Source organism: Pararhizobium capsulatum DSM 1112, assembly GCF_030814475.1.
GTDB classification, from domain to species: Bacteria; Pseudomonadota; Alphaproteobacteria; order Rhizobiales; family Rhizobiaceae; genus Pararhizobium; species Pararhizobium capsulatum.
The window spans coordinates 1534807-1549082 of record NZ_JAUSVF010000001.1 but is presented as its reverse complement, the minus strand read 5'-3'; the positions used below and the strand labels follow the sequence as shown (position 1 = coordinate 1549082).

Annotated in this window: 11 protein-coding genes; 2 read left to right on the top strand and 9 right to left on the bottom strand. The window is 59.9% G+C overall.

Annotated features, from left to right (window positions below; genetic code table 11):
* The 9 genes from QO002_RS07360 to QO002_RS07320 form a co-directional block, all read right to left on the bottom strand.
* Complete coding sequence (locus QO002_RS07360) at positions 1-366, bottom strand: AtpZ/AtpI family protein (RefSeq protein ID WP_307228172.1); 366 nt, start codon at positions 364-366, stop codon at positions 1-3.
* A 292-nt stretch (positions 367-658) separates the two neighbouring features.
* A complete protein-coding gene (locus QO002_RS07355; RefSeq protein WP_370878461.1) occupies positions 659-1837 on the bottom strand; it encodes a cell wall hydrolase in 1179 nt (392 codons plus the stop codon).
* A 273-nt stretch (positions 1838-2110) separates the two neighbouring features.
* Positions 2111-4012, bottom strand: coding sequence for a potassium transporter Kup (locus QO002_RS07350; protein WP_370878460.1), 1902 nt, complete (start codon positions 4010-4012; stop codon positions 2111-2113).
* An 11-nt stretch (positions 4013-4023) separates the two neighbouring features.
* Positions 4024-5001: a magnesium transporter CorA family protein gene (locus QO002_RS07345; protein WP_307228170.1), complete on the bottom strand. Its 978-nt coding sequence runs from the start codon at positions 4999-5001 to the stop codon at positions 4024-4026.
* Between the two features lie 373 nt (positions 5002-5374).
* Complete coding sequence (gene apbC / locus QO002_RS07340; RefSeq protein WP_307228168.1) at positions 5375-6559, bottom strand: iron-sulfur cluster carrier protein ApbC; 1185 nt, start codon at positions 6557-6559, stop codon at positions 5375-5377.
* Positions 6560-7028: 469 nt separating this feature from the next.
* Complete coding sequence (locus tag QO002_RS07335) at positions 7029-9413, bottom strand: methyl-accepting chemotaxis protein (protein ID WP_307228166.1); 2385 nt, start codon at positions 9411-9413, stop codon at positions 7029-7031.
* A 228-nt stretch (positions 9414-9641) separates the two neighbouring features.
* Positions 9642-10400, bottom strand: a complete 759-nt coding sequence (locus tag QO002_RS07330; RefSeq protein WP_307228164.1) for a helix-turn-helix transcriptional regulator — start codon at positions 10398-10400, stop codon at positions 9642-9644.
* A gap of 131 nt (positions 10401-10531) precedes the next feature.
* The gene (locus QO002_RS07325; RefSeq protein ID WP_307228162.1) at positions 10532-11272 is read right to left on the bottom strand and encodes a helix-turn-helix transcriptional regulator; all 741 of its coding nucleotides are present in this window, start codon (positions 11270-11272) and stop codon (positions 10532-10534) included.
* A 331-nt stretch (positions 11273-11603) separates the two neighbouring features.
* A complete protein-coding gene (locus QO002_RS07320) occupies positions 11604-12374 on the bottom strand; it encodes an IclR family transcriptional regulator (protein ID WP_307233216.1) in 771 nt (256 codons plus the stop codon).
* A gap of 203 nt (positions 12375-12577) precedes the next feature.
* Between QO002_RS07320 and QO002_RS07315 the strand changes: the two genes are divergently transcribed.
* Together QO002_RS07315 and QO002_RS07310 are read left to right on the top strand one after the other, a co-directional pair.
* On the top strand, positions 12578-13348 hold the full coding sequence (locus tag QO002_RS07315; RefSeq protein WP_307228160.1) for an SDR family NAD(P)-dependent oxidoreductase: 771 nt from the start codon (positions 12578-12580) through the stop codon (positions 13346-13348).
* Positions 13348-14265 (top strand): 2-dehydro-3-deoxygalactonokinase, encoded by a 918-nt coding sequence (locus QO002_RS07310; RefSeq protein ID WP_307228158.1) that lies wholly within the window; start codon positions 13348-13350, stop codon positions 14263-14265. Before QO002_RS07315 ends, QO002_RS07310 begins: the two co-directional genes overlap by 1 nt.
* Positions 14266-14276: the final 11 nt, after the last annotated feature.

The window sequence follows — 14276 nt, the reverse complement described above, 5'->3', positions numbered from 1 at the left end:
CTAGACGTCGTCGCCCTTGTTCTTGCCGACCTTGCCCAACTGATCTGCGGGATGGGGCGAAGCCACCATACCCGCCGAACGCAGGACGTTCAGCACACCGGCACAAAAACCAAGGAGGAGCAATACGATCATCCCCCACGGCCCTGTACCCGCAAAATGGTCCAAAAGATAGCCCAGAAGCGCGCCAACAATGATGGCCGCCACGAATTCGCTCGAAAGCTTGACGGCGACCTGATAGCCCTTGCGGTTCTCTGCAGCTCTTGCCTCATCGGCGGCTTCGCGGGGATCAGCGCCCAGCTTTGCCGACAATTCGGATTGAAGCCGCCTGCGCCGCTCTTCCAGACCCTCTTTCCGGTTATCCGTCATGTGGCACCTCCCTTTGATCCGCATGCACCCGGTCTTAAACCATGCGCATTGCCATACAAAGGCCGGATTTGAAGCCACCGTTCGGCCCGCTTTGAAGTCGGCCGCAACATAGTTTTAGGTGCCTTTATAGTCAAGGCATGGGGAGCTGTTGTTTAACGACAATATTATTGTTTTATATCAATAATTTACGAGAATTTTTGGAGTGTCGTGCGGAATCGCGGCGATCCTCGCCCGGGCTTTTGCAACCGGGACGATGGAATCGTCGGACACAACAGTGTGAAAGATTATCGCCTCAACTCCAGCCGCCGCCATAGGTGCGATAGAAGATGTGCTTGCCGATCTTCGACACACGTTTCATCGTCGGACCCCAGTCCGGCCTGACGTAAGTCGCGTGGTAATGGGTCGCCGAGCCAACTTCCGGCAGCCAGATCTTGCCGGCCGTGACAGCGAGCGCAACCTCCTTTGCCGTGCGCCAGGCGGACGGCGACCAGACGATGTCGGGAATGCGATCGCAGGTGAAGGAGAACTGGCAGCGGTTGTACCAGTCCTTGTTCTGGTAGACGACACCGCAGATCGTGGCTGGATAGGCCGGATTGCGCACGCGGTTGAGAATGACCTGCGCGACAGCAGCCTGGCCTTTGGCGGATTCGCCACGCGATTCGAAATAGATGCCTGAGGTCAGGCACTTCTGCTCCGCCTGGCTGAAAACTTCGGGCGGCAGAGGATTGGCGGCCCACGCATGATCTTCCGGGGAAATCTCGGGAATGAAACGACCGCCGGACTTGTCTTCCCTGAGAATGCTGTCGAAGGGCGACTGGCGGGCATAATCAGGCTTGGCCGGCGCATAGGCCGTGGCTAGGATATCGGCCTTGTCGCTGGTGACGAGGCTGGCGATCATCGGCGAAAGCGAGGTATCGACCTGCGGCGGCTTCTTCTTGTAGAAGGCCATGGCGATCTGGATTTCCCTGCCCCTGATCTCGGGCTTGGCAAAGGCCATCCGCTCCGCATTGTCGAAATCCGGCACGATCAGGAAACTGGTGCGCTCAAGGATCGAGCCGGCCGTGAAATCCTTTGGCGGGGTGACGGGCGAGACGGCGACGATGCGGCCCTTCTTGCCCTTGCGGTTGACGCGTTCCTCGTCCGTGCGCGGATCTATCTGCTTTTCCGCGGAGGAGAGCGCCACACGCTCGCCATCGGGCATATTGACACCCGCGCCATCGGCAATGGCACCTGTGGTGATCGGGTCGTTGAAGACCATCTCCACCTCATGCAGCGACCCTGCCGGAGAGCGCGTCATATACATGCGCCAGCGCTCGCCGCCGCGATTGATGCCCGAGAGAAACGTCGCGAGATCGGCATGGCCGGAAAAGGAGGGAAAACCGAGAAGCAGCCCGAGGCCGAGAAGCAGCGGCTTGGCGAAGCGGGAGCGCCGATTGCCTCCCATGCGGCGAAACTGATCACTCTTACGCACCAACCCCACTCCACGCGCAGGCAAGACGCGACCGTTCGTCCGGCACACGCTGCCGGAACGCTGACATCTGCGATGATGTAAACTCATGAAGCGGAACATGCCCAAGGCCCGATCGCCGCTTCGATCGAGGCTTGATAATCAGCTATTAACCTTGATGCTTGGTTAACGCAGGCATAGGGAATTTGGAGATAGGCGGGTTACTATCGCTACTGGAAAGAAAGCCCTCCCCACCTCTCCTACAAGGGTAGGGCTGGGGAAGGATTTTTCTCAGGCTCAGATAATGACGTGCGACCCGAGTTCCACCACCCGGTTGGTCGGCAGGCGGAAGTAATCCGAAGGGTCGATCGCCGCATTGGCGAGCGCGATGAACAGCCGGTCCTGCCAGTGCGGCATGCCGGACTGTGCATCCGGCACCAGCTTGCGCCGGCCGAGATAGAAGGAGGTCGACATGATGTCGAACTTCAGGCCGGTCTTGCGGAAGAGGCCCAGTGCCTGGGAGACGTTCTGCATCTCCATGTAGCCGAAGCGCATTTCCAGCAGGCTAAAACGCTCGGACAGGCTGGAGGCGCTGACGCGATGGTCCTTGGGGACCGTCGGCGTATTGACCGTTCGGATCGTCAGGATGAAATTTTGCTGATGCAGCACGTGATTGTGCTTGATGTTGTGCAGGAGGGCGGCCGGCGTCGATTCCGGATCGCTGGTCAGGAAAATTGCGGTGCCTGGCACTGAGACGGGCGCATGTTCGCTCTTGCGCTCGATCGACTTTACGAAGGAGGCGAGCGGAATATCGGTGTGACGCGTCTTGTCGTGCAGGATTTTGGTTCCGCGGCGCCAGGTCCACATGATGACGACGAAGGTGGCGGCGATCATGACGGGCACGTAGCCGCCGTCATGGATCTTCAGGAGGTTTGCACCCAGGAAGATTGTCTCAAGCCCGGCAAGCGGCAGAAGCACTGCGCAGGCTGCATAAAGCGGCCACCGCCAGCGCATCCGCACGAAGACAAAGGCAAGCACGGTATCGACCAGCATCGCCCCGGTCACCGAGATGCCATAGGCGGTTGCGAGCGATTCCGACGAGCCGAAGACGAAGACCAGCACCATGACGCCGAACATCAGGAGCACGTTGACGTTCGGCAGATAAATCTGCCCGGTCTGGGTCTCGGACGTGTGGAAAATCGCCATGCGCGGCAGGAAGCCGAGGTGGATCGCCTGCCGGGTCAACGAGAAGGCGCCGGTGATGACCGCCTGGCTGGCGATGATCGTCGAGCAGGTGGCCAGCAGCACCACCGGCAGCAGCGCCCATTCCGGAAACATAAGGAAGAACGGATCGGACATCGCTTCCGGGTGCTTTAGCACCAGCGCGCCTTGTCCGAGATAGTTCAGCGCCAGCGACGGGAAGACCAGACAGATCCACGCCCACTGGATCGGCCGCCGGCCGAAATGCCCGAGGTCGGCATAGAGCGCCTCGGCGCCGGTGACCGTCAGGAACACGGCGCCCAACACCACGAAGCCGACAAAACCTGCGTGAAGCAGGAAATAGACGGCGTACCAGGGGTTGAAGGCGGCGAGAATTCCATAGTCATCGGCAATATGGCTGACGCCCACAAGCGCAAGCACGATGAACCAGGCCGCCATGATCGGCCCGAAGAACTTGGAAACCGCTTCCGTACCGCGAGACTGAACCGCGAAAAGCAGCAGCAGGATGACAACCGAGATCGGCACCACATAGTCTGACAGCGCCGGGGTAACGAGCTTGAGACCTTCCACGGCCGAAAGAACCGACAAAGCCGGCGCGATGATCGCATCGCCAATGAACAGTGCCGCGCCGGCAATGCCCAGGAAGAAGAGCAAGCTGGTCTTGCCAGTCGAAAACTTCATCAGGAGCGCCAGAAGGGAGAGCGTTCCGCCTTCGCCATTGTTGTCGGCGCGCAGGAGGAACAGAACATATTTGAGCGTCACGATGATCGTCAGCGTCCAGATCATCAGCGAGATCAGGCCGATGACCTCGATACGGCTCACGCCGTCGGCAGCAACGGGGCGCAATGCTTCACGGAAAGCATAAAGCGGGCTGGTGCCGATGTCGCCATAGACCACACCGACCGAGCCGAGCGCGAGGGCGAGCAGCTTTCGGATGTCCTTGTCGGACGCTTTGTCGTGGGAATGGGACATCTGCATTCTCAGGCTCCTCAGAGCCAGCCTTTCCAGCGGAAAAAATAAAACGGGATTATCGCGGACATGACCATGGCACCCAACGCGACCGGGTAGCCAAAGGTCCAATGCAGTTCCGGCATGAAATCGAAATTCATCCCGTAAAGTGAAGCGACCAGTGTCGGCGGCAGGAACACCACGGACGCGATCGAGAAAATCTTGATGATGGCATTCTGCTCGACATTGATGAGCCCCAGCGACGCATCGAGCAGGAAGGTTATGTTGCCGGAAATGAAAGACGCGTGTTCGGACAGCGACTGAATGTCCAGAGAGATCGTCCGGCAAAGCTCCTTGGTCTCGCGATGTTCCTGCACAGCCGACACGGTATTGAGAAAGGTAAGCGCTCGCGAGAGCGACGCAAGGCTGTCGCGTGTCTTGGCCACGAGACGATGATGGGCGGCCACATCCATCAGTCGCGCCTCGAGATAATGCGGCGGACGGCGCTTCTGCAGATTCTGGCTGCCAAAGACCTGCAGCGACAGGCTATCGACCCGTGCCACGGCGGTTTCAAGAATTTCCGCCGTGCGATCGACAATCGTTTCGAAAAGACGGGCAACGAGGATGCCCCCCGTAGCACAGCCGCCGGGAATGCGGTGCATCGCAGCCGTGAAAAGCTCGAAGGAACGCGGCTCGGCATAACGCACCGTGATCAGCATGTTGCCGGCGAGAACAAAAGCGACATCGGCGATTTCCGGCTGATCGGTATCTGCTTTCGAGACAAGCGACGCCGTCATGAAAACGGCATTGTCAGTGGTATAGAGCCGGCTCGAAGGCTCGATATCCTTCAGGTCCTCGCGCGTCGGGATCTCTATGCCGAGAAATCCTTCGATGAGCGCATCCTCCTCTTTGCTCGGACGGAGCAGGTCTACCCAGACCGTTGCATCAGGCAAAACACCGGGCGGCGTCGCCGCGCTGATCGCAACGGCTTCGCCATTGACGCCATAAGCAGTGATCATCGCGCACCCTTTTGACGAGCGACACCATCGGTCCGCGTCGCGCACGAGCAGGTTGGAACGCAATTATCCCGGATAGGCCAACAGAACGACGAAGCGACTGCACGCAGCAGGTTCATGAAAAAACTTTCGCCGAAAACAACAAATCCTCACTCGTCGGGGAGACGTTCACGCCATGAGGGCAACGCGAACGACACGTCGGATCAATGCGGGCAGGCATATGGCGCAAGAGCCTCAAAAAATCAATGAGGAATATGGCAACCCGCCGCACTTCTGCCCAAAGAATTAATGACGCCACGGTGCCGATGTCAACAGATCAGGGCATCGCCTAGCAAAACCCAGGGCCAGGAGAACCGCAATTGTGTCGGAACCGTGGCTATTCGAAGACGATGTTCGGCATGCCGCGAGAGCTATCGGCCTGCCGATCTGAAACCTGCTCCCAGACGCGCGTGGCGATCTCCCTGTAGACCTTGGCGATTTCGCTATCTGGCTCGGAGTGAACGACCGGAGTACCGGCATCGGACGTCTCGCGGATGCCCATGGTGAGCGGCACTTCGCCGAGGAACGGCACGCCAATGCGCTCGGCCTCCTTGCGTGCGCCGCCATGGCCGAAGATATCGTAGCGTTTGCCGGTATCGGGGGCGATGAAATAGCTCATGTTCTCGACGATGCCGAGCACCGGCACCTCGACCTTGCGGAACATGGCGAGCCCCTTGCGGGCATCGATCAACGCCAGATCCTGCGGGGTGGAGACGATGACGGCACCGGCAAGCGGCACCTGCTGGGCCATGGTCAGCTGTGCATCACCCGTGCCGGGCGGCATGTCGACGACGAGAACGTCAAGATCGCCCCAGGCGACCTCGCGCAGCATTTGCAGCAAGGCCGACTGGATCATCGGACCGCGCCAGATCATCGCCACTTCCTCATCGACGAGGAAGCCCATGGACATGACCTTCAGACCGTAGTTCTCCATCGGCTTGATCATCCGGCCTTCAAGCTGTTGCGGGCGACCGGAGATTTTCATCAGGCGCGGCATCGAGGGGCCGTAGATATCTGCATCGAGAATACCGACCCGCAGGCCGTTGGCCTTCAGGGCCAGCGCCAGATTGACCGAGGTGGTGGATTTGCCGACGCCGCCTTTGCCCGAGGCGACGGCAATAATCGCACCGACGCCCGGAATCCCCGGCTTGACCTGCGGACGTTGCGGCTGGGCCGGAGGAGCCGTGTGGCTGTGCGAATGATCGTGACCGGCGTGATCGCCCGCACCGGGTTGCCCCGGCCGGCGAACCGGTGCTGAACCGGAAGATGCCCTCTTGTCGGCCGTCAGCGCGACCATCGCGCCTTTGACGCCGGGTATATCCTTCACCACGCGCTCGGCGGCTGCCCGCAGGGGGTCCAGTTCCTTTGCCCGCTCAGCCGGCACGGTGATCGAAAAATAGACCTTGGAATCGGAAATGAACACATCGGAGACAAGACCCATATCGACGATGTTGCCATCCATATCCGGTCCACGCACGCTCCTGAGCTTCTCCAGCACCTGTTCCTTCGTTACCTCGGTCATGTCTTATGCTTTCCCTGTCATGCCCATATTCTTGCGCACGCGTCTGTCGATCACGGGCGATTGGCCCGTGGGCGATCACGGACCTATTGTCCTAGATAATCCAGGCACGGCGTTTCGCCAATGTTTCAAACATGAAATGGGCAGGCAAAGTAAAAGCCGTTTTCCGCTGCTGGTGTCCGTACATCCGGGATCACCTTTAGCAGAAAACGGCCTTTGATCGCGACCTTCGCGGGCGTTGTCTTATTATCAGTCCCCTCTGGACCTGATTTAAAGAAAGCAGGAAGCATGCCAGTTTGGAAAACCCCGGAAAATCGAGGGGTTTCGCTTAAGCTTGCCGATCGATACCAGCAATCTGCGCATTTTTTATGCGACAATTTTTGGTTTGCACGGATTACCGGCAATTCGAACGAGAAACACCGGGCAGAGCCCGGTGTTTCGCAAGGTTAGAATGACATGCTTAGAACTCGTCCTAGCCATCATCGCTTTTGACTGCCGGCGACGAAGAGCCAAAGGCGCCGGCCAGCTTCTGGCCAAGAGCACGGGCGGGAGATGGCGTTGCAGGGGTCAGAACCGATGCGCTCTTGAGCCTGGACGGGACGGAGGCCGCCCGAACGGGTTGCGGATCGCGACGCGGCGCTGCCGCACGATGGCTGGATACAGCGGACATGCCCTGGCTGACGGCAGTGCTCTCCCCGAGATGGAAGCGGGACAAAAGCTCGCCGAGTGCTGCGGCTTCCGCTGCCAGCGTATGGCTCGCAGCCGTAGATTCCTCGACCATTGCCGCGTTCTGCTGGGTACCCTGGTCCATGACGTTGACAGCACGGTTGATATCGTTGAGCCCGATGGACTGCTCGCGCGCGGCCTCGACAATCGCCGCCACTCGCAGATTGATCTCGTCGACCTCGTGCGCAATGGCGTCGAGTGCCGTCCCGGTCTGGCCGACCAGATCAACGCCGATGCGCACCTGCTCACCCGACTTGGAGATCAGCAACTTGATCTCCTTGGCGGCATTGGCGGAGCGCTGGGCCAGCTCACGCACCTCCTGAGCGACGACAGCAAAGCCCTTGCCCGCCTCGCCGGCCCGCGCCGCTTCAACGCCTGCATTAAGCGCCAGAAGGTTTGTCTGGAAGGCGATCTCGTCGATCACGCCGATGATGCTGGAAATTTCGCGCGACGACGTTTCGATCTGGCCGACGGCATCGATGGCGTTGCGGACGATCTTGCTGGAGGTCTGCGCACCGGTGCGGGCGGCAGCGACGAGCTGTCCTGCCTCTTCGGCGCGAAGGGTCGAGTCGCGGACCGAAGCGGTGATCTCGTCGAGCGCCGCAGCGGTCTCTTCGACTGAGGCCGCCTGCTGCTCCGTGCGGTGGGCAAGATCATCCGCCGACGAGCGTATCTCGGCGGAGCCCGCCCGGATGCCCTGGGCGTTGCTGCCGACCGATTGCAAGGCGTCTTGCAGCGTGCCCATCGAGCGGTTGAAATCGTCGCGCAGTGTTTCGAGCGTGCCGATGAAGGGGCGCGTGAGGCGGAAGGTCATGTCGCCATCGGAAAGTCGCTGAAGACCGGTCCCCAGCTCTTCAACGGCGAAACGCATGTCCTGCTCGTTGCGGGCGATTTCCGAGGCACGGCGCTGCCGCTCTTCCTCGCCCAACGTGCGGGAGGCGTCTGCCTCGGCTTCCAGCCTCTGCTTGGCAATGGTCGCGTCGCGCAGCACCGCCAGCGAGCGAGCCATGCCACCGATCTCGTCCTTGCGGTTGGCGTCAGCGATAACGATGCCGGTGTTGCCGCGCGCGATCTCTGCGGTTGCGTCAACGATTGCCTCAAGGCGGCGGCGGAAGCGATTGGAAATCAGCACGCCGAGCAGAACGAGCAGAACGGAAGCCAGCGCGATGATCCCAACGGAAATCCAGGCCATGTGAGTCAGATAGGCAAAGACCGTCGCCTTGGGCACGGAGACGACCGCATACCATGACGTTTCGGGAAGCAGCTGAACCGGCATCGCAACGGACATGTAGCCGATGCCTGCGCCATCAACCGTTTCGACCGGTGTGCCGGGACGGTCGATCATCTGCTGCCAGGCGGCGGCATCGACGCTGCTGTCCTTCAGGGCCTTGCCGAGGTTGGCGGGATCGACATGACTGATGATCGTGCCGCCCTGCGAGACGAGCGCGACGTTACCGTCGCCCAGCGGCTTCATCTTCGAAAGTTCACCCGAAAGGCTGTCGAGCGCGATATCGATCCCGACGACGCCGAGCGGCTTACCATCAACCGTTACAGGTGCTGCAAGCGAGGTCATCATCACGTCCTTGCCATCGACCGCATAGCTGTAGGGCTCGATGACGACAGGCTTCTGGGCCTTGAACGGAAGTTGATAATAATCGCCGACGCCGGATTTGTCGTAATCCACCAGCGGCGTCACGATGATCTTGCCGCCCGAGCGGACCCAGTAGGGAATATAGCGGCCGGTTGCATCATGGTTCGGCTTGCCGGCAAAATCGGCGTCCTTGCCGTCAAAGGCATTCGGCTCCCATCCGCTCCAGACACCGAGTGCAAAGGGATTGTCTTCCAGGGCTTTCATCATCATCGCATCGGCAGAGCGGCGATCTGCCGCGCCGGTCGTTTCCAGGGCGGAGAATGTGCTTTGAAAGACGTGAACAAGCTGCAAGCCCTGCGCGATCTCGCCCTTGATATTGGCGGCAGTCAGCTGGGCGGCGGCGTTCATCTCCTCCACGCTGCGGCGCTCAACCTCTGAATAGGAAATAGAGAACAGCGTTCCGGCCGTGACGACCGTCGCTAGAAGCCCGGTCGCGACGATGGAGAAGATATTGCGGGAAGTGGCAGTCTTGAACAGCATCTCGGGTCCTCGAAAGCGCAAGAACCCGCAGCGCTCCCCTCCGGAACGCGCTTGGCCTGTCGCTGAATGTCGATGGGAGAAAGGTTAGGAGCGCGTCGGACGACGCTGGCCCGATGAAATCATTTCACCGTAAAAACAGTGCACCGGAAATGTTAATGATCGTCTAAAATGCAACGGGTCATGCACCGCCCGGCTGGATATTCGCAGCCCGGACCTGGGGCGCAGAAGTCAGCTGATATAGCCCTTTTTCATCGCCTTCACGACGGCCTGGGTGCGGTTCACCGCGTCGAGCTTCTTGGTGACGTGATTGAGGTAATGATTGACCGTATGTTCCGACAGACCGAGGATGCCGGCAATTTCCGAACTGGTCTTGCCGGCGGCCGTCCAGTTGAGACACTGAATCTCGCGCTCCGACAGGGAAACGGAGTTGTCCTTGAAGACAGCGCCGATCTCCATCAGCCGGTTGAAGACGTGAATTGCGATCATCTGCAATTCCATCATCGTCGCCATCGACAGATCAGTGCATGCACCCAGCCATATTACGGTTGCCCGGCGGCCATCCGCGTCGTGCACCGGAAAATAATTTGCTTGCGAGATGCCATGCTCACGCAGCAGGCTCAGATAGCCTGAAAGTTCCGGCGGCGAATTGGCATTCTGCTGTTCCCAGTCATCGATGGTGATCTGGAAGGGGGTCGTGGTCTCGCGCAGACGGCGCAGCCCGACGCTATATTGCACCATTGCCGTGCTGTCGTATTTGCTGACGAGATCGGGCGGCATGTTGGACAGAAGGGAGGCAACAGCCAGTTTTTCGGCATCGAAACCGGGGATCTGGCAGATCAGGAAATTCTTGAAACCAAAGGCCTGACTGGTGCGGCGCATATACCGTATCAGATCGAACTGGGTCTGCAGCGTGGAAATTTCCGCCGCGAAATCGCCCCCGCGCGGCTGCTCTTTTTCGATCGTGTCACTCATCACTGTTTCAGGCATTCACTGGCTCCGCCGCACCCCATGTCCGGCGTCTGCGGGACGCTGTCAAATCCGGCGCTTGGATCACTGCTATAGTCTCCTTGTACACAAAACACCATCGGTTCCTGCATACAAGAAGCCTCGCCCACAGTTCAATTGATCAACCCCGCCCGCAGGGCTTTTGCTATGGTTTGAACCCGGTTTACCGAATCGAGCTTTCGTGTCGCGCGGCTGAGATAGTGATTGACGGTGTACTCGGAGAGTTCGAGAATCCGCGCCATTTCGGTGGTCGTCTTGCCGGCCGCCGCCCAATGCAGGCATTCGATTTCACGCCGGGATAAAGGTGCTCCCTTGCGGCCTCGCTTTCCGCCAATCTCGCAAAGCCGACCGAAAAGATAACCCGACAGGAACGTGAGTTCGGTCATTTCCTTGGAGCTAACCAGCTCGCGCGTCCCGCCGAAACCGACAGCACCGCGAGTGCCGTGGATATCGTGAACCGGAATATAAACACCGCGCACAAGCCCTTCGCGCTCGAACAGCTCTACGGCCACGTCGTTTTTGCCGTCATCCCGTTCGCGATTGTCCAGACGCGCGTTATATGTGAAGGGCACCGTGCTGCGTCGCAGGTGCTCGATCACCGGGCTTCCGCTCAACATGCAGGCGGCGTCGTAGCTGCGCAGAAACTTCTTCGACCAGTTGGTCATGACCACGGTTTCGGACAACAGGCGTGTGTCCTTGCCCGGCACGAACATCACCAGATAACCGTCGAAGCCATAGGCCTTCATTACCTGGCCAAATACCTGGCGCAGGTCATCCTCATGGCTGAGGTTTTCTGAGATGCGCACGCCCTTAGGCAGCGCCAAAGATGTCACGTCGCGGCTGAAATCGTTCATTTTCCCACACTTCCGGTCGTGTCATCCACCACATCGATCGCGGCGGATCTTCATCGTCTCGCTTGCAAATTTCGCAGCTTCGAACGATAAGCCGGACGAATCTGCACGACGATCCAGACCCTATAACATCGGCTTCGTGAAACCACGCCGGTCAGGATCTGAAAGGACTTTTGTTTGTACGAATGCAACCCGGACATTCAAACCCGGATCGCCACTGAAATCAAAAACGGCTCAGTTGCCACACCGCCGATATGGTATTGCTATCGCGCCGGTTCCAGCCCGTCCACCTGAAATTCCTAATTTACTGTAAAACGATCAACAGGATGGGCGCTCAGCGGCTGGGGCCAAGACGGAGAGCGGCCTCCTCACTGAGGTCAGCCGCGATTCGCCGGACCGAAGGCGCCCAGCTTTCCAGCTGCGCCATCGACACGCGGTAGGCAGGGCCGGTGACGGAGAGGCCTCCGGTGAAGCCAAGACTCGGCCCATGGATCGGTGCTGCAACACAGCGAATTTCCGCCTCGTGCTCCTCCCTGTCGAAGGCGTAGCCCAGCCGCCTGATCCCATCGAGATCGTGCTTCAGCGAAACGGCATTCCTGTGGGTGTGGGGGGTAAACGCCCTGAACGTCAGCTGCGCGATGACCTCATCGACAACCTGCGGCGGCAGCACCGACAGCGCCGCTTTGCCAAGGCCGGTGCAATAGACGGGCGACGCGTTCCCGATCTGCGACTGCATCCGCACCGTCTGGCGGCTTTCAACTTTGTCGAGATAGATCACTTCACTGCCGCGCAAGATGCCGAGATGCACGGTTTCGCCGGTTTCTTCGTGGAGCTCTCGCAGATGCGGTTCGGCAATCACCCGGAACTGATTGCCCGACCATGCCCGCGATGCGAATTTCAAGAGGCGCAGTCCCGGCTCATAGGTGAGGTCTCCGCGAATCGAGAGAAGCCCCTCCTCCACCAGATGGGAGAGCTGGCGATGCAAGGTGCCGCGCGGCTGCCCGGCAACCGCTAGAATATCGGTAAACCGCAAGGGGCGATCGCTGCTCACGACGATCTCCAGAAGGGCAAGCGCCTTGCCGAGCGTGCCCGTGCCGGTCTCCATCTCTTGGGTCTTGCCTTTCGTCACCGCGACATCCAGTTTCACGTTTCCGTATCGCACGCCACGATCTTGCTGCGGTCCGGCGCTGCGGCTTTCAACCTTGACAAACTAGCACCGACGGCGCGATTATTCCACATAATAAGATTGAGTTCCATTTAATGGAACATGATCCATCCTTTGATGGATCGCCAGGGAGTTTTGACAGCATGGGCTTTCCAGCCGCCGAGTTTCACGACCTCAAGGGCCGTGGCGTTCTGATCACGGGCGGCGGATCCGGTATCGGCGCTGCACTCGTCGAGGGATTTGCCCGGCAGGGTGCCCGCGTCGCCTTCATCGACATCGCAAAGCAGGAAAGCAACTCTCTTGTCGAAAAGTTGGCCGGCGAATGCCGCTTTCCCCCGGTCTTTTTTCACGCCGATCTGCGCGACATATCCTCGCTTGCGGCAATCGTCGAAAAGGCCGCGGAAGCGACGGGCGGCATTCAGGTGCTCATCAACAATGCTGCACGCGACGATCGCCAGGGGCTGGAAGACGTGACGCCGGAAAGCTGGGACGAGAACCAGGCGGTTAACCTCAAACACGTCTTCTTTGTCTGCCAGGCGGTTGTCCCTTTCATGAAGCGTGCCGGCGGCGGCTCCATCATCAATTTTTCGTCTATCGCGTTCATGCTGAACATGGGCGAAATCCCGGCTTACGCCACGGCCAAGGCCGGCATCATTGGCCTCACGAAATCGCTCGCTGGACGGCTCGGACCGGATAATATCCGCGTCAATGCCATCCTGCCCGGCATGGTCGTGACCGAACGGCAGAAGGATCTCTGGATAGACGACTCGGCCATTGCCGCCATGTTGAAAGAACAATGCCTGAAACAGACGCTTGTTGCAGACGACATGGTGGGGCCATGCCTCTACCTCGCCTCGGACTGCTCGGCGCGGATGACGGCACAAACGATGATTATCGACGGAGGCGTATTTTAATGACGGCACCATCCTATGCGGCAGTCGACTGGGGCACGACGAGCTTTCGTCTGTGGCTGGTGGGCGAAAACGGCGACGTGATCGGCGAGCGCCGCAGCGGCGAAGGCATGACCACGGCGGCCAAGACCGGCTTCTCAGCCATTCTGGAAACGCATCTTGCGGCCGTCGGTGCGCCTGCGCATCTCCCCGTCGTGGTCTGCGGCATGGCCGGCGCGCGCCAGGCCTGGGTGGAAGCAGGCTATCTGGATACCCCCGCGCCGCTTTCCGGCATCGTCGGTGCGGCAGTGACCGTGCCGGACGACAACCGCGATATCCGCATCCTGCCCGGACTGGCGCAGCGCAGCCAAGAACATCCGGATGTCATGCGGGGCGAGGAGACCCAGCTTCTCGGCGCGGCAGCGTCGCTCGGCAATGGCAACCACATCGTCTGCATGCCCGGCACCCATAGCAAATGGGTGCGGCTGACCGGCGGGGTTGTCGAAGGCTTCTCGACGTTCATGACCGGCGAGCTCTTCGACGTTATCTCGAAGCATTCGATCCTTGCCCAAGCGATGGTCGATGCCGGCGCATTCGACGGGGAAAATACCGTGTTTCTCGATGCTGTTGCCCATGCCGGGCAAAATCCGGCCATGGGGACCAATCTGCTGTTTACCGTTCGCTCGGGGCAATTGCTTCACGGCCTCTCGCCGATCGATGCCAAGGCCCGCCTTTCCGGCACGCTGATCGGCCTGGAGATTGCCGGCGCCCTTTCATCGGCACGCCCGGGCAGCAGTGTCTGCCTCGTCGCTTCCGGCCCACTTGCCGCCCTCTATCGCTCGGCGCTGCAAGCGCTTCAGCTCGAACCCACCATTATCGACGCCGACGAGGCCGTTCGCCACGGTCTCGCCGCTGCCGCCCGCACCCTCTGGCCCGCCTGAGAAAGAGATCT

Excerpts from the sequence above, each read along its gene's own strand:
- QO002_RS07330 (WP_307228164.1), bottom strand. The coding sequence starts at position 10,400 with ATGCCTGAAACAGTGATGAGTGACACGATCGAAAAAGAGCAGCCGCGC.
- QO002_RS07345 (WP_307228170.1), bottom strand. The coding sequence starts at position 5,001 with ATGATCACTGCTTATGGCGTCAATGGCGAAGCCGTTGCGATCAGCGCG.
- QO002_RS07325 (WP_307228162.1), bottom strand. The coding sequence starts at position 11,272 with ATGAACGATTTCAGCCGCGACGTGACATCTTTGGCGCTGCCTAAGGGC.
- QO002_RS07360 (WP_307228172.1), bottom strand. The coding sequence starts at position 366 with ATGACGGATAACCGGAAAGAGGGTCTGGAAGAGCGGCGCAGGCGGCTT.
- QO002_RS07350 (WP_370878460.1), bottom strand. The coding sequence starts at position 4,012 with ATGCAGATGTCCCATTCCCACGACAAAGCGTCCGACAAGGACATCCGA.
- QO002_RS07315 (WP_307228160.1), top strand. The coding sequence starts at position 12,578 with ATGGGCTTTCCAGCCGCCGAGTTTCACGACCTCAAGGGCCGTGGCGTT.
- QO002_RS07320 (WP_307233216.1), bottom strand. The coding sequence starts at position 12,374 with ATGGAGACCGGCACGGGCACGCTCGGCAAGGCGCTTGCCCTTCTGGAG.
- QO002_RS07310 (WP_307228158.1), top strand. The coding sequence starts at position 13,348 with ATGACGGCACCATCCTATGCGGCAGTCGACTGGGGCACGACGAGCTTT.
- apbC (WP_307228168.1), bottom strand. The coding sequence starts at position 6,559 with ATGACCGAGGTAACGAAGGAACAGGTGCTGGAGAAGCTCAGGAGCGTG.
- QO002_RS07335 (WP_307228166.1), bottom strand. The coding sequence starts at position 9,413 with ATGCTGTTCAAGACTGCCACTTCCCGCAATATCTTCTCCATCGTCGCG.